A 22088-nucleotide genomic window follows, 5' to 3' on the forward strand; every position below is an offset into this window, starting at 1 on the left:
CCCGGCCGATCGCAGCGGTCGTCGGCACCCGCCACGACCGCCGTCCCCCGCCCAGCCCCTCGCCCAGCAGCCGGGCAACCTCTTCATATCCCTGCCCGAAGAACAGGCACATCGCGAGGATGAAGTAGACCACCACCCGCGCCGGCAGCAGACGGTTGCGCTGCTCAACGCGGCCGGTCCCGGCGATCACCTCATCCACCAGATGAGGCGGAAACGCCTGCGTCAGCACCCCGACCGCAATCCGATCCGACAACCGCTCACCCGCAGGCGTCCCGGCCTGCCCCACCCTCGCCACACGAACAACAACGAGACACAACCACTTAAGTCACCGGCATTGGTCCTAGACCGAATCGGGACGCAGCCTCGCCCGGACCTCCGGGCGGGGTGCGTCCGGGGTTCCCGCGACCAGTGCGCTGCCTTCGCGCCACTGCTTCCAGTCGAGGTTCCAGTCGCCGAAGCCGTTGCCGAACGGCTCCATCGTGTGGCCGTTCGAGTTGACGACCTTGACGACGTCGCCCTCGCGAACGTTGTCGAAGAACCATTCGGCGTTGGCCGTGCTCATGCCGGTGCAGCCGTGGCTGACGTTGGCGTTGCCCTGTGAGCCCACCGACCAGGGCGCGGCGTGCACGTACTCGCCGCTCCAGGTCAGGCGGGTCGCGTAGTAGACGGGCAGGTCGTACGACTCCGAGGAGCCCTCGGCGATGCCGACGGTGCTGCTGCGCATCTGTACGAAGTACTCCTTGCTCAGCACGACCTTGACGCCGTTCCGGGTCTCGAAGCCGGGCTTGCCGGTGGTCACCGGCATCGTCTTGATCTCCTGGTCGTTCTTGTACACCGTCATCGAGTGCGTCGCGGCGTCCGTGACGGCGACGACGCGGTCGCCGATGGTCAGCTTCAGCGGCTTGGACGCGCCGCCGCGCAGGCGGTCGCCGATCTTGATGCCGTCCAGGTCGCTGCGCACCCGTACGGTCGCGTGGGCGGGCCAGTAGTCCTTGGGCCGATAGTGGAGCTGCTTGTCGTCCACCCAGTGCCAGGCGCCCTCCACCCTGGGCGCCGAGTCGACCCTGAGGGCCCGTTCGATCGCGGCCCGCTGCGCCTTGTCCTTGACGGGTTCGCTGAGTTCGGCGGTGACGGGCTGGCCGACCCCGTAGGTGCCGTCCTTGGGCCCGAACTCGACCGTCAGGCGCTTGCTGACGGTGGGTTTGCTGGTGTCGAAGACGAGGACCTTGCGGCCGGGCGCGCCATCCTCGTCCTCCGTGCTCACCCGCACCGTGTAGTGGGCGTCTGCGGCGAGCGGGGAGGTGCTGTGCCAGCGGGCGCCGTCGGCGGAGAGTTCGCCCGTCACGTGACGGCCCGTGGCGTCCACGGCGGTGACGTCGGTGATGCGGCCGTCGTCCTCGACGGTGACCTCGAGGGGCTTGTCCGGGTCGGCCTTCTTGCCGCCCTCGCCGGAGACGCTGAAGGAGATCTGGTCCGTCGCGTCGTACGGCTTCGCTGACAGCGGGCTGCCGCCCGAGCCGCAAGCGGTGCCGCCCGCGCCGAGGGCGATCACCAGCAGCGTGCAGCTGACGACGGTGCGGGTGCGCGGAGATTCGCTCATGGGTTCACGCTAGGGAGCCTCGTCAACGGCGGCTCGCCGAGTGACGCGTACGGGTGACCGGCGTTGCGCCGAAAGCAGGAGCCCGGACCCTCCTGACGGAGCGTCCGGGCTCTTGAGCGCTCGGCGCGTGTTACTGGGTGCGGTTCTCACCGCGGTAGTACTCGAAGACCCAGCCCCACAGGCCGATCAGGATCAGCGGGGCCGAGAAGAACATCAGCCACCAGCCGATCGCGATCGACAGGAAGGCGAGGGCGCCACCGGCCGCCAGCGCCAGCGGCTGCCAGCTGTGCGGGCTGAAGAACCCGACCTCGCCGGCCTCGTCGGCGACGTCCGCCTGCTTGTCGTCCTGGGCGCCCGCGTCGACCCGCCGGGCGGTGAAGCCCAGGTAGAAGCCGACCATGATGCTCAGGCCGAAGGTCAGGAAGAGGGCGGTGGTACCGGCTGGCTCCTTCGCCCACACGCCATAGACCACTGCCATGGCGAGGAAGAAGACGCTCAGCCACATGAACATCTTGCCCTGGATCTTCACTTGCCGGCCTCCTTGCCACCGAGCGCAGCCGGCTCGCCGTGCGGGGCGTTCTCGAGCTGGTCGAGGGCGGCGATGTCAGGGTGGTGCAGGTCGAACGCCGGGGATTCGCTGCGGATCCGCGGCAGGGTGAGGAAGTTGTGCCGCGGCGGCGGGCAGGAGGTGGCCCACTCCAGGGAGCGGCCGTAGCCCCACGGGTCGTCGACCTCGACCGGCTTGCCGTACTTGGCCGTCTTCCACACGTTGTAGAAGAACGGCAGCATCGACAGGCCGAGCAGGAACGAGCTTATCGTCGAGACCGTGTTCAGGGCGGTGAAGCCGTCGGCCGCGAGGTAGTCCGCGTAACGACGCGGCATGCCCTCGACACCCAGCCAGTGCTGCACCAGGAAGGTGCCGTGGAAGCCGACGAACAGGGTCCAGAACGTCATCTTGCCGAGGCGCTCGTCGAGCATCTTGCCGGTGAACTTCGGCCACCAGAAGTGGAAGCCGGAGAACATCGCGAACACGACCGTACCGAAGATCACGTAGTGGAAGTGGGCCACCACGAAGTACGTGTCCGAGACGTGGAAGTCCATCGGCGGCGCGGCCAGGATGACACCGGTCAGACCACCGAAGAGGAAGGTGACCAGGAAGCCGGTCGCCCACAGCATCGGCGTCTCGAAGGACAGCGACCCCTTCCACATGGTGCCGATCCAGTTGAAGAACTTCACACCGGTCGGGACCGCGATCAGGAAGGTCATGAAGGAGAAGAACGGCAGCAGCACACCGCCGGTGACGTACATGTGGTGCGCCCACACCGTCACGGACAGACCCGCGATGGCGATGGTGGCGCCGACCAGGCCCATGTAGCCGAAGATCGGCTTGCGGGAGAAGACCGGGATGACCTCACTGACGATGCCGAAGAACGGCAGCGCGATGATGTACACCTCGGGATGGCCGAAGAACCAGAACAGGTGCTGCCACAGCAGCGCTCCGCCGTTGGCGGGGTCGAAGATGTGGGCGCCGAACTTGCGGTCCACCTCCAGCGCGAACAGCGCGGCGGCCAGCACCGGGAAGACGATGAGCGCCAGCAGGGCGGTCAGCAGCACGTTCCAGGTGAAGATCGGCATGCGGAACATCGTCATGCCGGGGGCGCGCATGCAGATGATCGTGGTGATGAAGTTGACCGAGCCGAGGATGGTGCCGAAGCCGGAGAGGGCCAGGCCCATGATGCCCATGTCGGCGCCGATGCCGGGGGTGTGGATCGCGTCCGACAGCGGGACGTACATGAACCAGCCGAAGTCGGGGGCGCCGTTCGGGGTCAGCAGGCTGGCCGCCGCGATCAGCGAGCCGAGCAGGTACAGCCAGTAGGCGAACATGTTCAGCCGCGGGAAGGCGACGTCAGGGGCGCCGATCTGCAGCGGCATGATCCAGTTGGCGAAGCCGGCGAACAGCGGCGTCGCGAACATCAGCAGCATGATCAGGCCGTGCATGGTGAAGGCCTGGTTGAACTGCTCGTTGGAGAGGATCTGCAGGCCCGGACGGGCCAGCTCGGCGCGCATCAGCAGCGCCATCACGCCACCGATGCAGAAGAACGCGAACGACGTGACCATGTACAGCGTACCGATGGTCTTGTGGTCGGTCGTGGTCAGCCACTTGACCACGACACTGCCGCGGTTCTGGCGCCGGACCGGCAGCTCGTCCTCGTAGTAGGACCCTGCTGCCGCGGCGCCCTTGGGTTCGTTGACGGTGCTCACAGGTTGTTCGTCTCCCGGTTCTTCTCGTGGCTCGTCTGCGCGATGCCGGCGGGAACGTAACCGGTCTGCCCCTTCTTCGCGAGGTCCTTGAGGTGCTGCTCGTAGCGCTCAGGGGAGACGACCTTCACGTTGAACAGCATCCGGGAGTGGTCGACGCCGCACAGCTCGGCGCACTTGCCCAGGAAGGTGCCCTCCTTGTTGGGGGTCACCTGGAAGGCGTTGGTGTGGCCCGGGATGACGTCCACCTTCATCAGGAACGGCACCACCCAGAAGGAGTGGATGACGTCCCGCGAGGTGAGGACGAAGCGGACCGTCTTGCCCTTGGGGAGCCACAGCGTCGGGCCGGGGTTGCCGGTCTGCGGGTTCCTCGTGGCCGGGGTGCCGATGTCGTAGACGCCGCCCGCGTCGGCCGGGAACTTGTCCTTGTACCGCTTCGGAATGGCGTCCAGGTTCTTGTCGGTCTTCGCATCACCGGTCGAGCCGGCGACGGGGCTGATGTAGTTGAACGCCCAGCTCCACTGGAAGCCGACGACGTTGACCGTGACGTCGGGCTTCTTCTTGATGTCGAGGAGCTTCGACTCGTCCCGGGCGGTGAAGTAGAACAGCACCGAGACGATCAGGAGCGGGACGACCGTGTACAGCGCCTCGATGGGCATGTTGTACCGGGTCTGCGGAGGGACCTCGACCTTGGTGCGGCTGCGCCGGTGGAACATGGCGCTCCACAGAATCAGACCCCACACCAGCACGCCGACGGCGAGCGCGGCGGCCCAGGATCCCTGCCACAGGGAGAGGATCCGCGGAGCCTCCTCCGAGGCCGGGTTGGGCATACCCAGGCGAGGAAAGTCCTTGTATGTGCAACCGGTGGCGGTCGCCAGGACCAGGGCCGCGGTCAGTGCCTGCAGCAGCTTCCGCCGCATCGGGCGCCGCGGCGAGCGGTCGGAGCCGTTGGGACTCACGTAGCGCCTTCCCGAGAGTCTCGCCCGCGCGGATCGGCTGCGGCCTTCTCGCTGGTCGGTCGCCGCCCTGCGTCGGGCAGGGGTTTGGATGTTTATGCGGAGCAAACCCTAGCCGACGCCATTTGGGGTCGCGCGGGGAGGGTCCCCAACGCGCCGTGCGCTCAGCCGAAGGGGTCGGCTCCCCCGCCAAGGCCCACCGGTGACAGGCGCTCAGGCCCCTGACGGGGCCGTCGGGGCGGGGGCGCGGCGCCGACGGGGGCGGCAGGGCGGGGGTGCGGCCCGGGTGGGGAATGCGGGCGCGTCGGGGCGGCCAGGGGGGCAGCGGGCACGGCACCGGCGGACGCGGCGCGGCAGCGAGGGGCGGCCCGGCGAGGGCGGCGGGGCGGCGAGGGCGGCGGGGCGGCGAGGGCGGCGGCCCGGCGAGGGCGGCGGCCCGGCGAGGGCGGCGGGGCGGGCGCGGCCCGGCAGGGACAGGAGGCTTTTGGCGCCGCGGGATCAGGGCCCGCAGGGCAGCGGGCACGACGCGCCGAAGTCGGAGCCTGCGGCCCGGCGGGGCGGCGAGCGCAGCCCGGCGGGGCGGCGGGCGCGGCCCGGCAAGGTGGCGGGGGTGTGGCCCGGCAAGGCTGCGGGCGCGGCCCGGCGGGGAGGCGAGCGCCGCCACGGGGGCGGGCGGGGCCCACCAAGGTGGCGGGGGTGTGGCCCGGCAAGGTTACGGGTGCGGCCCGGCAAGGTGGCGAGCGCCGCCACGGGCGGCGGGTGCGGCCCGGCAAGGCTGCGGGCGCGGCCCGGCGGAGCGGCGAGCGCCGCCACGGGGGGCGGGCGCGGCCCGGCAAGGTGGCGGGGGTGTGGCGCGGCAATGCTGCGGGTGCGGCCCGGCGGTGGGGCTGGGGTTGGGCGGTCGTGCCCCTGGGGGTCGTTGTGCCGGCCGGGGTCCTAGCGTTGCCGTGTGTCCTACTTCGACGCGGCGTCCGCCGCTCCTCTGCACCCCGTGGCCCGTCAGGCGCTGCTCGCCTCGCTCGACGAGGGATGGGCCGATCCGTCGCGTCCCTACCGGGAGGGACGGCGCGCCCGGCTGCTGCTGGACGCGGCCCGCGAGGCGGCCGCCGAGGCCGTGGGCTGCCGGCCGGACGAACTCGTCTTCACCTCCTCCGGCACCCGCGCCGTGCACACCGGGATCGCGGGCGCGCTGGCCGGACGGCGGCGGATCGGACGTCACCTGATCGTGTCAGCCGTGGAACACTCCTCGGTCCTCCATTCGGCGGAGGTGTTCGAGGCGGACGGCGGAACGGTGACCCAGGTGCCCGTGGACCGCACGGGCGCGGTGACCGTACAGGGCTACGCGGACGCCCTGCGCCCGGACACCGCGCTCGCGTGCCTGCAGTCGGCCAACCACGAGGTGGGCACCGAGCAGCCGGTGGCGGCCGTGGCCGAGGCGTGCCGGGCGGCGGGCGTGCCGCTGCTGGTGGACGCGGCGCAGTCGCTGGGCTGGGGACCGGTCGGCGGCGACTGGTCGCTGCTGGCGGCGAGCGCCCACAAGTGGGGCGGCCCGTCGGGGGTCGGACTGCTCGTCGTACGCAAGGGGGTGCGGTTCGCGCCGCAGGGCCCGGCGGACGAGCGGGAGTCGGGGCGCTCCCCCGGCTTCGAGAACCTGCCGGCCGTGGTGGCGGCGGCCGCCTCGCTGCGGGCGGTGCGCGCGGAGGCGGAGCGGGAGGCGGCACGGCTGCGGGAGCTGACGGAGCGGATCCGGTCCCGGGTGCCGGCGCTGGTGCCGGACGTGGAGGTGGTCGGGGATCCCGTCCGCCGCCTGCCCGGAACCGTCACGTTCTCGTGTCTCTATGTCGATGGGGAGACATTGCTGCACGAGCTGGACCGCGTCGGCTTCTCGGTCTCCTCCGGGTCGTCGTGCACGAGCAGCACGCTGACGCCCAGCCATGTGCTCAGGGCGATGGGGGTGCTGAGCGAGGGCAACGTGCGGGTGTCGCTGCCGCCGGGGACGCCGGCGGAGGACGTCGAGCGGTTCCTGGAGGTGCTGCCCGGGGCGGTGGCCGCGGTGCGGGACAAGCTCGCGGCACCGGCGTCGGAGGCGGTCGTCCGGGACGACGCCCTCGTGGTGGACGCCCTCGGCAGGCGCTGCCCGATCCCCGTGATCGAACTCGCCAAGGTCATCGGCGAGGTCCCGGTGGGCGGCCGGGTCCGCGTCCTGTCGGACGACGAGGCGGCGCGTCTGGACATCCCCGCGTGGTGCGAGATGCGGGGCCAGGAGTACGTCGGCGAGGAGCCGGCGGACCGCGGATCGGCGTACGTGGTCCGCCGGCTGTCCTGACGCGCCGACGCCCCGGCGGACGCGCCGGCCGGGGCGTCGGCCGAGGTGCTAGTTGAGGTGCTTCTTGACCTCGGAGGCGGCCTCGTCGCCGTAGGCCTTGGTGAAGCGCTCCATGAAGTGGGCGCGGCGCAGCTGGTACTCCTGGGTGCCGACCGTCTCGATGACGAGCGTGGCGAGCATGCAGCCGATCTGGGCGGCGCGCTCCAGGGAGACGCCCCACGCCAGGCCGGAGAGGAAGCCGGCGCGGAAGGCGTCGCCGACCCCGGTGGGGTCGGCCTTGCGCTCCTCGTCGGGGGTGCCGACCTCGATGGCCGGCTCGCCGGCCCGCTCGACGCGCACGCCGCGCGAGCCGAGGGTGGTGACGCGATGGCCGACCCGGCCGAGGATCTCCTCTTCGCTCCAGCCGGTCTTGCTCTCGATCAGGCCCTTCTCGTACTCGTTCGAGAACAGGTACGTGGCGCCGTCCAGCAGTATCCGGATCTCGTCGCCGTGCATGCGGGCGATCTGCTGAGAGAAGTCGGCGGCGAACGGGATGCCCCGCGAGCGGCACTCCTCGGTGTGCCGGAGCATCGCCTCCGGGTCGTCGGCGCCGATCAGGACCAGGTCGAGGCCGCCGACGCGGTCGGCGACGGTCTTGAGCTCGATCTGGCGGGCCTCGCTCATGGCGCCCGTGTAGAAGGAGCCGATCTGGTTGTGGTCGGCGTCGGTGGTGCACACGAAGCGGGCGGTGTGCAGGGTCTCGGAGATGCGTACGGAGTCGGTGTCGACGCCGTGCCGCTCCAGCCAGGCGCGGTAGCCGTCGAAATCGAAGCCGGCGGCGCCGACCAGGATCGGCTTCGTGCCGAGCTGCCCCATGCCGAAGGCGATGTTCGCGCCGACGCCGCCGCGACGGACGTCGAGGTTGTCGACCAGGAAGGAGAGCGAGACCGTGTGCAGCTGGTCCGCGACGAGCTGGTCGGCGAATCGGCCGGGGAAGGTCATGAGGTGGTCGGTGGCGATGGAGCCGGTGACTGCGATGCGCACGGCGTGGACTCTCCTGTGGGGAGAAAACTGGGTTGACGGTTCACGCTACCGGGTCCGGCACGCCTTCGAAGCATGGAAACTACCCAATAGTAGATCTTTCTTCGCCGTCTCCGGCGTGCCTACGGTGCCGGTATGACCAACCTCGACGTCCACTCCCCGGCCCCGGCCGATCTGGAAGGCGGCCTCGCGTCGCTGCGCGGCGACTGCGCCCGGATGGCCCCGCACTGGGCGGTTCCCGACAGGGCCGCCGCCCGGCCGGTCTCCCCCTCGCACATTCACGGCGTGACGGTTCCGCCGGACTCGGCCCGGCTGCTGGAGGCGATGTCGGACTACGGCGACTGAAGCCGCCGCGGTAGCGCGGATCGGCGCGTTCGGGGAACCGTACGCTCCCCCGCCGCGTCCCATCGCCGTCCCCCGTGAAGGGGATGCGCGACACGACCCTCCGGCCGACCGTTTTGGCAGGGCCGGGTCGGGGTTACCGGGACAGTGCGGCCGAAGGAGCGATGCGGTGAACACCGAGCGACCCGACAACGACGACGTCGTCGGACCCGCCGGCGACGACGAGAGCAGGTCCTCCGACGCCGGGCACGCACCCGGCGCGGAGGGCTCCGCGCCTGGGGCCGAGACCCCCGCGAAGGGCTCCGCCCCTGGGGACGGCACCCGCGCGAAGGGCTCCGCCTCCGGCGACGACACCCCCGCGCAAGGCTCCGCCCCTTTGGGCGAGACCCAGGCCGGTGACTCCGGCCGCCCGGAAGAACGGGACCCCGCGGCGCCCTCCCGGGCCGACGAGAGCGGGCCCGACGTGGCCCCCGCGGCGGATGCGGGCGGACCCGGAACACCCTCCGCAGCCGACAAGGACGAGACGCAGAACCCCCTCACGACCGACACGGACGAGGCGCAGACCCCCCTCACGACCGACAAGGACGAGGCGCGGCCTGCCTCCGCGGTCGGCGAAGACGAGGCCGGGACCGCCTCCGCGGCCAGGAAGGGCGAGGCCGGGACGCTCCCCGCAGTCGGCGAAGGCGAGGCCGGGATGCTCTCCGCTCCCGGCAAGGGCGAGGCAGAGACCGCCACCGCGCCCGACGAGGTCGAGGCCGGGACACCCTCCGCGGCCGGCAAGAGCGAAGCCGGGACTGCCACCGCGCCCGGCAAGGGCGAGGCCGGGGCACTCTCCGGTGTCGGTGAGGGCGAAGCCGGGGTTCCCGGTGCCACTCCCGGTCCCGGCGAGCGGCAGGCCCACGATGCCGGTGCGCGAGTGCCCCGGCGGCGCTCCCCGGCGGTTGTCGCGTCGGTCGCCGCCGCCGTGCTGCTCGTCGGGGCGGGCGGGGCGCATCTCGCCGCCAACGCTTCGGGCGGGTCCGGCGGCAGCGGTCCGGGGGCACCCGGCGGCGACGGCACTCCCCCGCCGCTCGCCCTCGACGGCGGGTCCGAGGGCGGCAGCAACGGGATCGCGCCCGGCGAGCCGGACCCGTACGGCACGACGTACCGGGTCGACGGCGCCCTCCCGGACGGGCCGGACTCGGCGCCCGTGTACCGGGCGGCCGGCCAGGTGACCGAGGAGGAGGTGGCCCGGCTGGCGAAGGCCCTCGGGCTCGACGGAACGCCGGTGGCGCGGGGGCGGTCCTGGCGGGTGGGCCCGGCGAAGGACGGGTCGGGGCCCAGCCTGGTGGTGGACCGGCAGGCGCCGGGCACCTGGACGTTCCACCGGTACGCCGCCGGCACCGACGCCTGCGAGGGCACCCTCGTATGCACGAAGGACCCCGCGAACCCGGCCGGCCGCACGGTGAGCGAGGCCGCCGCGAAGAAGGCCGCCGCACCCGTGCTGAAGGCGGCCGGCCAGGACGCCGCCAAGGTGGACGCGAGCCGGGTCATGGGCGCGCAGCGGGTCGTCAACGCCGACCCGGTGGTCGGCGGGCTGCCCACGTACGGCTGGACGACCGGGCTGACGGTGAACGCGCAGGGCGAGGTGGTCGGCGGCAACGGCCGGCTGAAGGCGCCGGTGAAGGGCGACACGTACCCCGTGCTGGGTGCGCGCGAGACGCTCGACGCGGTGAACGCGGCTCCACCGGCCGGCCGTCGGACGGGCATCGGGGGCTGCGCCAGTCCGGTTCCGCTGAAGGACCGGCTGGAGGCGCCGTGCGGGCAGTCGTCGCCGGGTGCGACGGCCACGTCCGCGCGGCCTGCCGCCACGGTCGAGGGCGCGGTGTTCGGGCTGGCCGCGCACGCCGTGGACGGACGGCCGGCGCTGGTGCCGTCCTGGCTGTTCGAGGTGCGGCCGCCGGGCGCGCGGGACACCGTCACGGTGACGCGTCCCGCGGTCGACCCGGAGTACCTGGTGTCCGGCACCCCCTCGGGCGCTCCCTCCGCCACGGCGGCGCCTCGGGACGTGAAGGTGGACGGCTACAGCGCCGACGACCGCGAGCTGACCGTCATCTTCACGGGCGGGGTGTGCGCGGACTACGAGGCGAAAGCGAGCGAGAGCCCGGACAAGGTGACGGTGACGGTCACCGAGACGCCGTGGCCGGACAAGGTCTGCATCATGATCGCCAAGCAGTACCGGAAGGTGCTCCACCTCGACGAGCCGCTCGGCGACCGCACGGTGGTGGGCTCCGACGGCAAGCCGATCCCGCGGACGAAGCCCGGGGCCCGGCTGCCGCAGCGGTCCGGGGTGAGGTAGCAGCGGCAGCGGCGGACACGGCGAAGGCGGCGGCCCCTGTCGTGGGGACCGCCGCCTTCGTCATGCCGGAGTGCCGGAGTGGCGGGGTGCCGGAGTGGCGGGGTGGGCTCAGCTGAAGGAGTCGCCGCAGGCGCAGGAGCCCGTCGCGTTCGGGTTGTCGATCGTGAAGCCCTGCTTCTCGATGGTGTCCACGAAGTCGACGGTGGCGCCGCCGAGGTACGGGGCGCTCATGCGGTCGGTGACGACCTTGACCCCGCCGAAGTCCTTCACCACGTCGCCGTCGAGGGAACGCTCGTCGAAGAAGAGCTGGTAGCGCAGGCCGGAGCAGCCGCCGGGCTGGACGGCGACGCGCAGGGCGAGGTCGTCCCGGCCTTCCTGGTCGAGCAGGGCCTTGACCTTCGCCGCGGCGGCGTCGGTCAGGATGATGCCGTCGGTGACGGTGGTGGTCTCGTCCGATACGGACATCTGATCTCTCCCGGGTTGTACGGAGACTGCTTGCCGACGGTTGCAACCGGCGGGGCCGCGGATTCATTCCGGGCCGGGTGTCTGTCTTTTCGTTCCCTCCTCATGCTCGCACATGCGATGGGGGGCGGAAAACGACTGACGGGGATTCACGTCACATCGACGCGATGACCATCGTCAAAGTGACATGAACCGGGTTATGATAGATAGCGTCAGTTCGACGAAAAGTAGAAAGGGTGCGTGACGTGACCACCGCCCACACCCAGGAGCTCGACGTACAGCCGACGCCCCTCGCCCTGCTGCTCCTCGGTCGTGAGGCCGATCCGCGCAGCGAGCGGGGCGTCGAGTGTCCCGGGGAGCTCCCGTCGCCGTCCGACCCGGACCTGGTGGAGCGCGCCCGCGCCGCCAAGGAACGGCTCGGCGACAAGGTCTTCGTGCTCGGCCACCACTACCAGCGCGACGAGGTCATCCAGTTCGCGGACGTCACCGGCGACTCCTTCAAGCTGGCCCGGGACGCGGCCGCTCGCCCGGAAGCCGAGTACATCGTGTTCTGCGGTGTGCACTTCATGGCGGAGTCCGCGGACATCCTGACCTCCGACGACCAGAAGGTCGTCCTGCCCGACCTCGCCGCCGGCTGCTCGATGGCCGACATGGCCACCGCCGAGCAGGTCGCCGAGTGCTGGGACGTGCTGACCGAGGCCGGCGTGGCCGAGCAGGTCGTGCCCGTCTCGTACATGAACTCCTCCGCGGACATCAAGGCGTTCACGGGCCGGCACGGCGGCACGATCTGCACCTCCTCGAACGCGCGGCGGGCCCTGGAGTGGGCCTTCCAGCAGGGCGAGAAGGTGCTGTTCCTGCCGGACCAGCACCTGGGCCGCAACACCGCGGTGCGGGACATGGGCATGTCCCTGGAGGACTGCGTCGTCTACAACCCGCACAAGCCGAACGGCGGGCTGACCGCGGAGGAGCTGCGGGCCGCGAAGATGATCCTGTGGCGGGGTCACTGCTCGGTGCACGGCCGCTTCGACCTGCGGTCGGTCGAGGACGTGCGCGAGCGCGTCCCGGGCGTGAACGTCCTGGTCCACCCCGAGTGCCGGCACGAGGTCGTGGCCGCGGCGGACTACGTCGGTTCGACGGAGTACATCATCAAGACGCTGGAGGCGGCCCCGGCCGGCTCCAAGTGGGCGATCGGCACGGAGCTGAACCTGGTCCGCCGGCTGGCGAACCGTTTCGCTCCGGAGGGCAAGGAGATCGTCTTCCTCGACCGCACGGTGTGCTTCTGCTCGACGATGAACCGCATCGACCTGCCGCACCTGGTCTGGGCCCTGGAGTCCCTGGCCGACGGCAACCTGGTCAACCGGATCCAGGTCGACAAGGAGACCGAGGCGTACGCGAAGCTGGCGCTGGAGCGGATGCTGGCGCTGCCGTAGGGCTCTCGACATCCCCGCCGAGGCCCGGCTCCCCGTTCCCGGGACCCGTTCCCGGGGAGCCGGGCCTCGGCCGTGCCCGCGGCTCGCCCCCGGCGCACTCCGGGTTCACCTACGCCCGACGCGCTCCGGGGGCGCGCGACGGCAGCACGGGGCGCGCCCCCGCACGCCTCCCCTGGGCGCCGGCCCGGCGCCGCCGGACGGCCGGCCGAGCAGTGCGCGGTGCGCGCGGCGGACGGCTGGGGACGGCGGACGGCTGAGGACGGCGGACGGCGGACGGCGGACGGCGGACGGCTGGGAAACGGCAGACCGCTCGGGGGCGGCACACGACTCGGGGGGCGGCGGACGACTCGGGGCGACGTCGACCGCACACGCCACCGCCCGCACACGCCGCCGCCCGCACACGCCGCCGCCCGCACACGCCGCCGCCCGCACACGCCGCCGCCGGACGCTCCGGGGGCGGCCGCCCCCAGGGCGGCTCACTCCGACCGTGGCCGGACCAGTCCGGACTCGTAGGCGATGACGACGAGTTGGGCGCGGTCGCGGGCGCCGAGCTTGGCCATGGCGCGGTTGACGTGCGTCTTCACCGTGAGAGGGCTGACCTCCAGGCGTTCGGCGATCTCGTCGTTGGAGTGGCCGCCGGCGACCTGGACCAGCACCTCGCGCTCCCGCACGGTCAGCGCCTCCAGGCGTCCGGCGCGGGCCGGGTCGCGGTCGTCGTCGTCCCCCGCGCCGCCCTGGGCCAGGAAGCGGGCGATCAGGCCCTTGGTGGCGGCCGGGGAGAGCAGGGCCTCGCCGCCCGCCGCGACCCGGATGGCGTTGAGCAGTTCCTCGGGCTCGGAGCCCTTGCCGAGGAAGCCGGAGGCGCCCGCGCGCAGCGACCGCACGACGTAGTCGTCGACCTCGAACGTCGTCAGGATGACCACGCGGACGTGGGAGAGGGACGGGTCGGCGCCGATCGTCCGGGTGGCCGCGAGGCCGTCCGTGCCGGGCATGCGGATGTCCATCAGCACCACGTCGGCCCGCTCCTGCCGGGCCAGCCGCACCGCCTCGGCTCCGTCGGACGCCTCGCCGACGACCTCCATGTCGGGCTCGGAGTCGACGAGGACGCGGAAGGCGCTGCGCAGCAGGGCCTGATCGTCGGCGAGCAGGACGCGGATGGTCATGCGGGGTCCTCCGCGGTGCGGGGGCGGGGGGTCTTGACCGGCAGGATCGCATGGACGCGGAAGCCGCCGCCGTAGCGGGGGCCGGTGGTGAGGGTGCCGCGCAGGGCGGTGACGCGCTCGCGCATGCCGAGCAGGCCGTGTCCGCCGTCGTCCGGTTCGCCGGGGTCGCCGTCGCCGTCCGGTCCGCCGTCCTCGCCGGCGCCGTCGTCGAGGACGGTGACCTCGATGTTCGGTCCCACGCGGACCACGCTCACCTCGGCCTTCGCCGTGCCGCCGGCGTGCTTGCGCACATTGGTCAGGGCCTCCTGGACGATCCGGTAGGCGGCCAGGTCGACGGCAGCGGGCAGGGTGGTGCCCTGGTCGGCGCGGGCGACCTCGACGGACAGGCCGGCGCTGCGGAAGGTGTCGACGAGTTCGTCGAGTTGGGCCAGGCCGGGGGCGGGTTCGGTGGGGGCCTCCGGGTCGCCGGACTGCCGCAGCAGGCCGACGGTGGCGCGCAGCTCGTTGAGCGCGGAGCGGCCGGCCTCCCGTACGTGGGCGAGGGCCTCCTTGGCCTGGTCGGGCCGCTTGTCCATGACGTGCGCGGCGACCCCGGCCTGGACGTTGACCAGGGCGATGTGATGGGCCACCACGTCGTGCAGGTCGCGGGCGATGCGCAGGCGTTCCTCGGCGACGCGGCGGCGGGCCTCCTCCTCGCGGGTGCGTTCGGCCCGCTCGGCGCGCTCACGGATGGCCTGGACGACGGCCCGGCGGCTGCGGACGGCGTCGCCGGCGGTGGCGCCGATGCCGGTCCAGGCGAGGATGGCGACGTTCTCCTGGGCGTACCAGGGCAGGGGGCCGGCGAGCATCGCGGTGCCGGTGAGGACCGTCATGGTGAGCAGGCCCAGCCGCCAGGTGGTGGGGCGGTCGGTGGTGGAGGCGACGGTGTACAGGGCCACCACGGCGGACATGGCGACCGGGGCACGGGGGTCGCCGGTGACGCACTCGACCACGGAGACGGTGACGGTGAGGGCGAGGACCGTTCTCGGGTCGCGGCGGCGGAAGACCAGGGCGAGCGCGCCGAGAACCATCAGCACGAGGCTGAGCGGGTCCGGGGTGCGCACGCCCCAGGTGACGCCGTCGCTGCCGCGGGGGTCCACGAACGAGCCGGCCACCATGCAGACCAGAACCCCGCCCGCCAGTGCCGCGTCCAGCGCCAGGGGGTGCGCGGTCAGCCGGCATCTGGCGCGTTCGAGGGTGCTCACGCCTGCACGGTACGGGTGCCCGGCGGGCGCCGGAGCGCCCGGTGACCGTGGCCGCCCCGCCCGCCCCCGGGGTCCGCCGTCCCGGGGACGCGCCGCCGGCCCGCCGGGGTCACCCGGGGATCAGCCCGTCGTCGCTCAGGAGCTCCCGTACTTCCTCCAGCGTGGCGTCCGGGGACGGCAGGATCAGCTCCGACGGCTCCAGGGAGTCGTCGGGGAGCGGGGCGCCCAGTTCGCGGACCTTGGACAGCAGGGCCTGGAGGGTGCGGCGGAAGCCGGGGCCGTCGCCGCTGTCCATCTCCCTCAGGAGCTCGTCGTCCAGGCGGTTCAGCTCGGCGAGGTGGCTGTCGGCCAGCCTCACCTGCCCCTCCCCCATGATCCGTACGATCACGTCGCCCTCCTCGGCGTGGGCCCCTACTGCTTGTCGAAGCGCGGGGTGTCCTGCGGCTGCTGCTGGGACCCGGCCTGACCGGTGCCGCCCTCGATGGCCTGGCGGTCGGCCGGGCCTCCGGCCAGCTCGGCCTTCATGCGCTGCAGTTCCAGCTCTACATCCGTACCACCGGAGAGCCGGTCAAGCTCGGCCTGGATGTCGTCCTTGTGCATGCCGGACTGATCGTCCAGGGCGCCCGAGGCGAGGAGTTCGTCGATCGCGCCGGCGCGGGCCTGCAGCTGGGCCGTCTTGTCCTCGGCACGCTGGATCGCCAGGCCGACGTCGCCCATCTCCTCGGAGATGCCGGAGAACGCCTCGCCGATGCGGGTCTGGGCCTGCGCGGCGGTGTAGGTCGCCTTGATGGTCTCCTTCTTGGTGCGGAAGGCGTCGACCTTGGCCTGCAGGCGCTGGGCCGCGAGGGTGAGCTTCTCCTCCTCGCCCTGCAGCGTCGCGTGCTGCGTCTCCAGGTCCGTCACCTGCTGCTGGAGCGCGGCCTTGCGCGACAGCGCCTCGCGGGCCAGGTCCTCACGGCCCAGCGCGAGTGCCTTGCGGCCCTGGTCCTCCAGCTTGGAGGACTGCTGCTGCAGCTGGTTGAGCTGGAGTTCCAGTCGCTTGCGCGAGGTGGCCACGTCGGCGACACCACGGCGGACCTTCTGGAGCAGCTCCAGCTGTTTCTGGTAGGAGTAATCGAGGGTCTCGCGCGGGTCCTCGGCCCGGTCAAGGGCCTTGTTCGCCTTCGCGCGGAAGATCATCCCCATACGCTTCATGACACCGCTCATGGGCTTCGCGCGCCCCCTTCTGACGGACTTCCAGCTCCAGCTCTGCGACAGAACCCACAGTACGGGCCCTGCATCCATTGACGCACTGTTCGGGGACGGATGGGCTCATCCCCGAGGACGACTGCGCCCGCCGACGCTCCGGCGTGAGGAGTAGGTGTCCCCCCGGGATGCGGAAGCGCGCACAACGTCCCCTCTGTCCTTTACATGACGACCGGCGTTGCCGGATCGTTCCCCGCCGGGCTGGGGACCAACCCCGGGCACCCCGTACCCTTGGGTTTTGTGTTCCGTAGCCGTGCCAAGGAAGAGAAGGCCCCGGTCGCCGACAAGGCGCCGGTGACCGGCTCCAAGCAGCCCCGCGACCCGCAGGCCCCCAAGGGACGCCCCACGCCGAAACGCAGTGAGGCCCAGTCCCAGCGCCGCAGCGTCGCCAAAACGTCGATGACGCGCAAGGACGCCGCCAGGCGCCAGCGCGAGGAGCGCCGCGCGGCGCTGGAACGGCAGCGCCAGGCGCTGGCCGGCGGCGACGAGCGGTACCTGCCGGCCCGTGACAAGGGCCCGGTCCGCAAGTTCGCGCGCGACTGGGTCGACTCCCGCTTCAACGTGGCGGAGTTCTTCCTGCCGATGGCCGTGGTCATCCTCGTGCTGAGCATGGTGCCGGTGGGCTCGCTGCAGAGCGTCGCGCTGCTGCTGTGGCTCGTGGTGGTCGTGATGATCGTGCTGGACTCGATCCTCAGCGGCTTCCGGCTCAAGAAGCGGCTCGCCGAGCGCTTCCCCGACCAGGGCCGCCGTGGCGCGGTCGCCTACGCGCTCATGCGCTCCCTGCAGATGCGTCGGCTTCGGCTGCCGAAGCCGCAGGTCAAGCGCGGAGAGCGGCCCTGAGCACGACGTCTTTCCCCGAGGGCGCTGCGGACGCCCCGCCGGGCGGGCCGGACGGTCTGCGCGACCTGGTACGGCAGGAACTCGTCGCCCGGCAGGTCGACGAGCAGATCATCGCCCGGTTCCCGGTCGGGCGGCGGCTGCGGGTGCTCGACGTCGGGATGGGCCGGGGCGCGCAGGCGCTGCGCCTGGCCCGGGCCGGACACCAGGTGACCGGGATCGAACGGGACCCCGGGATGATCTCCGCGGCCCGGCAGGCCCTCGCCGCCGAGCCGGAGGGCATCCGGGAGCGGGTGCGGCTCCTCCAGGGCGACGGGCGGGACACCGGCGTGCACTTCCTGCCGGGCAGCTTCGACGTGGTGCTGTGCCACGGGGTGCTCATGTACGTCGAGGAGCCCGACCCGCTGCTGGCCGGGCTGGCGCGGATGCTCGCGCACGGCGGGCTGCTGTCGCTGGTGGTGTGCAACGGGGACGCGCCGGCGATGCTGCCGGGGCTGTCCGGCGACTGGGCGGGCGCGCTGGCCGCGTTCGACACCGCGCCGCGGCCCGCCGCCCTCGACTCCGACCGAGCGGGGGAACCCCCGTCCCGCCCCGGGCCCGACCTGCGGGCCGACCGGCTCCAGGACCTGACGGCTACCCTCGCGGGGATCGGGGCGCCGCTGCACGCCTGGTACGGGGTGCGCGTGTTCACGGACACGGCGGCGGACCGGGCCGGGGCGGCGCCGGCCGACGTGGAGACGCTGCTGGCGGTCGAGGAGCGGGCCGGGCGGACGGACCCGTACCGCTCGGTCGCGGCGCTGCTGCATCTGTGCGGCGTGCGGGACTGAGGCCGGGGCCGCCGAGGCCCGGGACGCCCCGGCGGTGAGCAGGGCGCGGGGGGCCGCCGGCCGGCGGGCCGCCCCGTGCTCCCGCGGCGGGCGCGTGCGCGGCTACGCCTCCTCGGCGTGCAGGCTCATCGGGCCGTAGATCTCCGACGAGTCCTCGAACAGCCGTACCTGGTCCGCCCCGCCCTCGGCGAGGGCCTTCCAGTGCTCCCCGATCCAGGACTCGGCGTCCCCCTGCGTGGTGAACTCCTCGGGCTGCACCGCGGGCTGGACCTCCGCCCCGTCGGCCTTCTCGAACCGCCACGTCCAAGCCACCATGTACGCCTCCCGTGTCTGGGCACCTGCAGAGCGGAAGCCGGATCACGGTCCGGCTTCCGCTGCGAAGCCTATGCGCTGCACCGGCCGCACCGGCACAGGGCCGCGGGCGTCCGGCGCGCACGGACCGTACACGCCCGGCGCGCACGGACCGTACACGCCCGGCGCGCACGGGCCGTACACGCCCGGTCCTGCGCTTCCGTACGCCCGCACCCGGCCGCCGTCACGCGGGGCCGGCGGTGACAGGCGAAAATCGCTGCGTGGAAGTGACTCTGCTCGGCACCGGTGCCCCCGCGGGACTCCCCCGCCCCGACTGTCCCTGCGCCGCCTGCGCCGCCGCCCACGGCCCCGACGCGCGGGCGGCGACCGCGCTGCTGGTGGACGGGACGCTGCTGCTGGACCTGACGCCGGGGGCGGTGTTCGCGGCCGCGCGGGCCGGGCAGTCGCTGGGCGGGGTGCGGCAGGTACTGCTGTCGCATCCGCACGACGGGCCTGCCTTGGAGGTGCCGGCCGGGCTCCCGCAGCCCGTGCGGGTGCCGGACGGGCGGGAACTGGCGCTGCTGACGGGGCACCGGGTGCGGGCGGTCGCGCTGGACGCGCCGGGCACCGGGTACGAGGTGAGCGGGCCGGACGGGCAGCGGCTGCTGTACCTGCCGCCGGGGGGTGCGCCGGCGGGGACGGCGGCCGGCGGGGCGACGGTGTACGACATGGTGCTGGCCGACGTCGTGGGCCGTCCGGACGCGCTCGCCGGGCTGCGGGCGGCCGGGGCGGCGGGCCCGACGACGGACGTGGTCGCCGTCCATCTCGACCACGACGTGCCGCCGGGCGCCGAGTTGCGGCGGCGGCTGGCCGCGGCGGGGGCGCGGGCGGTGCCGGACGGGGCGACGCTCGTCGTGGGCGCCTACGAGGACGTGCCCGACGTGCCGCGGCGCACGCTGGTGCTCGGCGGCGCCCGGTCGGGCAAGTCGGTGGAGGCCGAGCGGCGCCTGGAGGCGTTTCCCGACGTGCTGTACGCGGCGACGGGCGGCTCGCGGGCCGGCGACACCGAGTGGGCCTCCCGGGTCGCCGCGCACCGGGAACGGCGGCCGGGTTCCTGGCGTACCGCCGAGACGTGCGATCTGGTGCCGCTGCTGGCCGAGGACGGGCCGCCGCTGCTGGTCGACTGCCTGTCGCTGTGGCTGACGGACGCGATGGACTCCGTCGGGGCATGGGACGACGCGGTGTGGGCGGACGAGGGCGAGCGGGCGCTGCGGGAGCGGGTGCGGGAACTGACGGACGCGGTGCGGGCGACCCGGCGCACGGTCGTCGCGGTGTCGAACGAGGTCGGTTCCGGCATCGTGCCGGCGACGGCGTCCGGGCGGCGCTACCGCGACGAACTCGGGCGGCTGAACACCGCGTTCGCGGCGGAGTGCGAGCAGGTGGTGCTGGTGGTGGCGGGGCAGGCGCTGGTGCTGCGGGGCTGACGTGCGGCCGCTCGCGGGGCGGAGCCGGACGGATCTGGGCGGATCTGGGCGGATCTCGGCGGTGGCCCGGGGTCGTGGTCAGCGGCGCGCGATGACACGGCGGCCGGGCGCGAGGAGGTCCGGGAAGCGGCCGGCCGGCGTGACGATCGTGCAGCCCTGCGCCTCCAGGTGCGCGCGGACGCCGTCCGACCGCATCCCCGGCACCTCCACGAGGAGGTGGCCGCCGGGGCGCAGGACGGCGAGGGCGGCGCGCAGTTCGGCGCCGGGGTCCGGCGGGCCGGGCGAGCGGTGCCGCAGCAGGGTGACGACGTCGTAGCGGGCCCGCAGGAGCGAGGTGATGTGCGGGTCCGTCACCTGTCCGGCGTACGCCTCCTCGACACGGCCGGCGCGGCGGGCGTACTCGACACGGGCGGTGGGGTCGATGCCGTCGAAGGCGGTGTAGGGGAAGAACTCCCGGGCGGCGTGCGGGAAGTCGGCGTAGCCCGTTCCCACGTCCAGCCAGCTCTCCGGTTCGGGCAGCACCCGCAGCAGCGCGCGGGCCGCGGAGCGGTGGCGGCGGCGCCGGTCGAGGGCGTGGACGCGGGTGCGCAGACGGTTCACGGGCGACTCCCCAAGGCGTACGACAAACTCGACAAAAGGGAAAGTATGGGATCGCGATCTTGGGGGCAACGACGCCGGGTGCGCGGGGTGACCGTGTGGCGCGGCTCTGTTCGATCGGTGCCGGTACTGTTCGGCGAATGAGCTCGCTTAATCTCGACGACTTCACCGATCTGATCGAGCGCCCCGACGGCGGGGTGCGCCGCGACGCGGAGGCGCGCCGGGAGCGTCAGATCGTGCCGCCCGGATCGCTGGGCCGCCTCGACGACCTGGGTGAGTGGCTTTCCGCGGCGCAGGGCACCGTGCCGGTGCGGCCGGTCGAACGGCCGCGTGTGGTCCTCTTCGCCGGCGACCACGGCATCGCCGGGCTGGGGGTCTCGGCCCGGCCCGCGGGCAGCGCGGCCCGGCTGGTGCGCGACGTGCTGGAGGGCGGCCGTCCGGTGTCGGTGCTGGCGCGGCGGCTCGGCGTGCCGGTGCGGGTCGTGGACATGGCCCTGGACTGCGACCCGCAGAGCCTGCCCGAGGAGGTCGTGCGGCACCGGGTGCGGCGCGGCAGCGGGCGGATCGACATCGAGGACGCGCTGACCCCGGAGGAGGCCGAGGCGGCCTTCCGGGCCGGGATCGCGGTGGCCGACGAGGAGGCCGACTCCGGTACGGACGTGGTGGTGCTCGGCGATGTGAGCGTGGGCGGGACGACGCCGGCGGGCGTGCTGGTCGCCGCGCTGTGCGGGACCGACGCATCCGTGGTGACCGGGCGGGGCGGGCTGGCGATCGACGACCTGGCGTGGATGCGCAAGTGCGCGGCGATCCGGGACGCGCTGCGCCGGGCGCGGCCCGTGCTCGGTGACCAGTTGCAGCTGATGGCCGCGGTGGGCGGCGCCGACCTCGCCGCGATGACCGGGTTCCTGCTGCAGAGCGCGGTGCGCAAGATGCCGGTGATCCTGGACGGGGTGGTGGCCGCGGCCTGCGCGCTGGTGGGGCAGCGGATCGCGTTCCGGGCGCCGGACTGGTGGCTGGCGGCGCACGACAGCGGGGAGCCGGGGCAGGCCAAGGCGCTGGACCGGATGGCCCTGGAGCCGCTGCTGTCGCAGGGGGTGACCGTGGGCGAGGGCGCGGGCGCGCTGCTGGCGCTGCCGCTGGTTCAGGCGGCCGCCGCGCTCGCCGCCGAACTCCCGGAGCAGCCGGCCCCCTCCGCCGAGGCCGAACCGGAAATCTCCGGGAACCCGGAGCCCACCGCCCCCGCCGAGGACGCCGACACCCCCGGAACCGGAGAGGCAGCCGGCGCCACCGGCACCCCGTAGACCCCCGGAAACCCCCCTGCCGGAGGCCCGCCGCCACCATCGGCACCACCGTCACGGCCCAGACCGCCGACATCCCCGCCCCCTGACCACCGACAGCCAGACCCCGCCGACAATCCGCAAGCCCACCGGGGCCGGGCAGTCCGCCAGGGACCGGGAAGCCCGCGGGACCGAGCAGGCCCCGTGGGGGCGGCCGCCGAGCCTCCCGGCGGGCTGAGCGGCGTTGTGCTGGAAGGGCCGCAGCGTGCCGTCGGTCGCGTGCTGCACCGTCGTGGCGGGTCGCGCAGTTCCCCGCGCCCCATTCGGGCCTTCGCCGGAGATTCCGGCGAGCTGAGCGCTGCGCTGGGCCTGCCGGGCCATGCCGTCGGT

21 protein-coding genes are annotated in these 22088 nt (G+C 73.3%); 8 read left to right on the forward strand and 13 right to left on the reverse strand.

What is annotated here, in order from left to right; genetic code table 11:
• From AB0G63_RS20910 to coxB, 5 genes are all read right to left on the reverse strand, one after another.
• The coding region (locus AB0G63_RS20910) for a transposase domain-containing protein (RefSeq protein WP_360752224.1) at positions 1-229 on the reverse strand (229 nt) is incomplete at its 3' end.
• A 111-nt stretch (positions 230-340) separates the two neighbouring features.
• Entirely contained in the window at positions 341-1600 is a 1260-nt protein-coding gene (locus tag AB0G63_RS20915) for an Ig-like domain-containing protein (protein ID WP_360752227.1), read from the reverse strand.
• Between the two features lie 130 nt (positions 1601-1730).
• Positions 1731-2129: a cytochrome c oxidase subunit 4 gene (locus AB0G63_RS20920; protein WP_360752229.1), complete on the reverse strand. Its 399-nt coding sequence runs from the start codon at positions 2127-2129 to the stop codon at positions 1731-1733.
• Entirely contained in the window at positions 2126-3862 is a 1737-nt protein-coding gene (gene ctaD / locus AB0G63_RS20925) for a cytochrome c oxidase subunit I (protein WP_360752231.1), read from the reverse strand. The genes AB0G63_RS20920 and ctaD overlap by 4 nt, the downstream gene beginning before the upstream one ends.
• Complete coding sequence (gene coxB / locus AB0G63_RS20930) at positions 3859-4818, reverse strand: cytochrome c oxidase subunit II (protein WP_360752233.1); 960 nt, start codon at positions 4816-4818, stop codon at positions 3859-3861. The genes ctaD and coxB overlap by 4 nt, the downstream gene beginning before the upstream one ends.
• Positions 4819-5764: 946 nt before the next feature.
• Between coxB and AB0G63_RS20935 the strand changes: the two genes are divergently transcribed.
• Positions 5765-7141, forward strand: a complete 1377-nt coding sequence (locus tag AB0G63_RS20935; RefSeq protein WP_360752236.1) for an aminotransferase class V-fold PLP-dependent enzyme — start codon at positions 5765-5767, stop codon at positions 7139-7141.
• A gap of 48 nt (positions 7142-7189) precedes the next feature.
• Here AB0G63_RS20935 and AB0G63_RS20940 read toward each other — a convergent pair whose 3' ends face one another.
• A complete protein-coding gene (locus AB0G63_RS20940) occupies positions 7190-8164 on the reverse strand; it encodes a carbohydrate kinase family protein (protein WP_360752238.1) in 975 nt (324 codons plus the stop codon).
• A 132-nt stretch (positions 8165-8296) separates the two neighbouring features.
• Here AB0G63_RS20940 and AB0G63_RS20945 point away from each other — a divergent pair, with 132 nt between their 5' ends.
• Both AB0G63_RS20945 and AB0G63_RS20950 read left to right on the forward strand, forming a co-directional pair.
• A complete protein-coding gene (locus tag AB0G63_RS20945; RefSeq protein WP_360752241.1) occupies positions 8297-8506 on the forward strand; it encodes a hypothetical protein in 210 nt (69 codons plus the stop codon).
• A gap of 691 nt (positions 8507-9197) precedes the next feature.
• Positions 9198-10841, forward strand: a complete 1644-nt coding sequence (locus tag AB0G63_RS20950) for a hypothetical protein (RefSeq protein WP_360752407.1) — start codon at positions 9198-9200, stop codon at positions 10839-10841.
• Positions 10842-10949: 108 nt separating this feature from the next.
• Here the strand turns inward: AB0G63_RS20950 and AB0G63_RS20955 are convergent, their stop codons facing one another.
• Positions 10950-11306 carry an iron-sulfur cluster assembly accessory protein gene (locus tag AB0G63_RS20955; protein ID WP_030340884.1) on the reverse strand — a complete coding sequence of 119 codons (357 nt, stop codon included), beginning with the start codon at positions 11304-11306 and terminating at the stop codon, positions 10950-10952.
• 242 nt (positions 11307-11548) lie between these two features.
• Here AB0G63_RS20955 and nadA point away from each other — a divergent pair, with 242 nt between their 5' ends.
• Complete coding sequence (gene nadA / locus AB0G63_RS20960) at positions 11549-12733, forward strand: quinolinate synthase NadA (protein ID WP_324783799.1); 1185 nt, start codon at positions 11549-11551, stop codon at positions 12731-12733.
• Positions 12734-13209: 476 nt separating this feature from the next.
• Here nadA and AB0G63_RS20965 read toward each other — a convergent pair whose 3' ends face one another.
• The 4 genes from AB0G63_RS20965 to AB0G63_RS20980 all read right to left on the reverse strand — a co-directional run bounded on the left by AB0G63_RS20965 (position 13210) and on the right by AB0G63_RS20980 (position 16334).
• Complete coding sequence (locus AB0G63_RS20965; protein ID WP_360752245.1) at positions 13210-13896, reverse strand: response regulator transcription factor; 687 nt, start codon at positions 13894-13896, stop codon at positions 13210-13212.
• A complete protein-coding gene (locus AB0G63_RS20970) occupies positions 13893-15140 on the reverse strand; it encodes a histidine kinase (protein ID WP_360752248.1) in 1248 nt (415 codons plus the stop codon). Before AB0G63_RS20970 ends, AB0G63_RS20965 begins: the two co-directional genes overlap by 4 nt.
• A gap of 109 nt (positions 15141-15249) precedes the next feature.
• Complete coding sequence (locus AB0G63_RS20975) at positions 15250-15528, reverse strand: hypothetical protein (RefSeq protein WP_360752251.1); 279 nt, start codon at positions 15526-15528, stop codon at positions 15250-15252.
• Positions 15529-15551: 23 nt separating this feature from the next.
• Positions 15552-16334: a PspA/IM30 family protein gene (locus AB0G63_RS20980; RefSeq protein WP_360752253.1), complete on the reverse strand. Its 783-nt coding sequence runs from the start codon at positions 16332-16334 to the stop codon at positions 15552-15554.
• 216 nt (positions 16335-16550) lie between these two features.
• Here AB0G63_RS20980 and AB0G63_RS20985 point away from each other — a divergent pair, with 216 nt between their 5' ends.
• Both AB0G63_RS20985 and AB0G63_RS20990 read left to right on the forward strand, forming a co-directional pair.
• On the forward strand, positions 16551-17225 hold the full coding sequence (locus tag AB0G63_RS20985) for a DUF3043 domain-containing protein (protein WP_360752255.1): 675 nt from the start codon (positions 16551-16553) through the stop codon (positions 17223-17225).
• A gap of 56 nt (positions 17226-17281) precedes the next feature.
• Positions 17282-18049 carry a methyltransferase domain-containing protein gene (locus tag AB0G63_RS20990; protein ID WP_360752410.1) on the forward strand — a complete coding sequence of 256 codons (768 nt, stop codon included), beginning with the start codon at positions 17282-17284 and terminating at the stop codon, positions 18047-18049.
• Positions 18050-18151: 102 nt separating this feature from the next.
• Here the strand turns inward: AB0G63_RS20990 and AB0G63_RS20995 are convergent, their stop codons facing one another.
• The gene (locus AB0G63_RS20995; protein WP_351895948.1) at positions 18152-18364 is read right to left on the reverse strand and encodes a hypothetical protein; all 213 of its coding nucleotides are present in this window, start codon (positions 18362-18364) and stop codon (positions 18152-18154) included.
• 257 nt (positions 18365-18621) lie between these two features.
• Here AB0G63_RS20995 and AB0G63_RS21000 point away from each other — a divergent pair, with 257 nt between their 5' ends.
• Positions 18622-19824, forward strand: a complete 1203-nt coding sequence (locus tag AB0G63_RS21000; RefSeq protein ID WP_360752258.1) for a bifunctional adenosylcobinamide kinase/adenosylcobinamide-phosphate guanylyltransferase — start codon at positions 18622-18624, stop codon at positions 19822-19824.
• A gap of 78 nt (positions 19825-19902) precedes the next feature.
• Here AB0G63_RS21000 and AB0G63_RS21005 read toward each other — a convergent pair whose 3' ends face one another.
• The gene (locus tag AB0G63_RS21005) at positions 19903-20424 is read right to left on the reverse strand and encodes a methyltransferase domain-containing protein (RefSeq protein ID WP_360752261.1); all 522 of its coding nucleotides are present in this window, start codon (positions 20422-20424) and stop codon (positions 19903-19905) included.
• 137 nt (positions 20425-20561) lie between these two features.
• Here AB0G63_RS21005 and cobT point away from each other — a divergent pair, with 137 nt between their 5' ends.
• A complete protein-coding gene (cobT, locus tag AB0G63_RS21010) occupies positions 20562-21722 on the forward strand; it encodes a nicotinate-nucleotide--dimethylbenzimidazole phosphoribosyltransferase (protein WP_360752264.1) in 1161 nt (386 codons plus the stop codon).
• Positions 21723-22088 lie beyond the last annotated feature (366 nt).

The sequence above is a fragment of the Streptomyces sp. NPDC020996 genome (assembly GCF_040641355.1).
Taxonomy (GTDB): domain Bacteria; phylum Actinomycetota; class Actinomycetes; order Streptomycetales; family Streptomycetaceae; genus Streptomyces.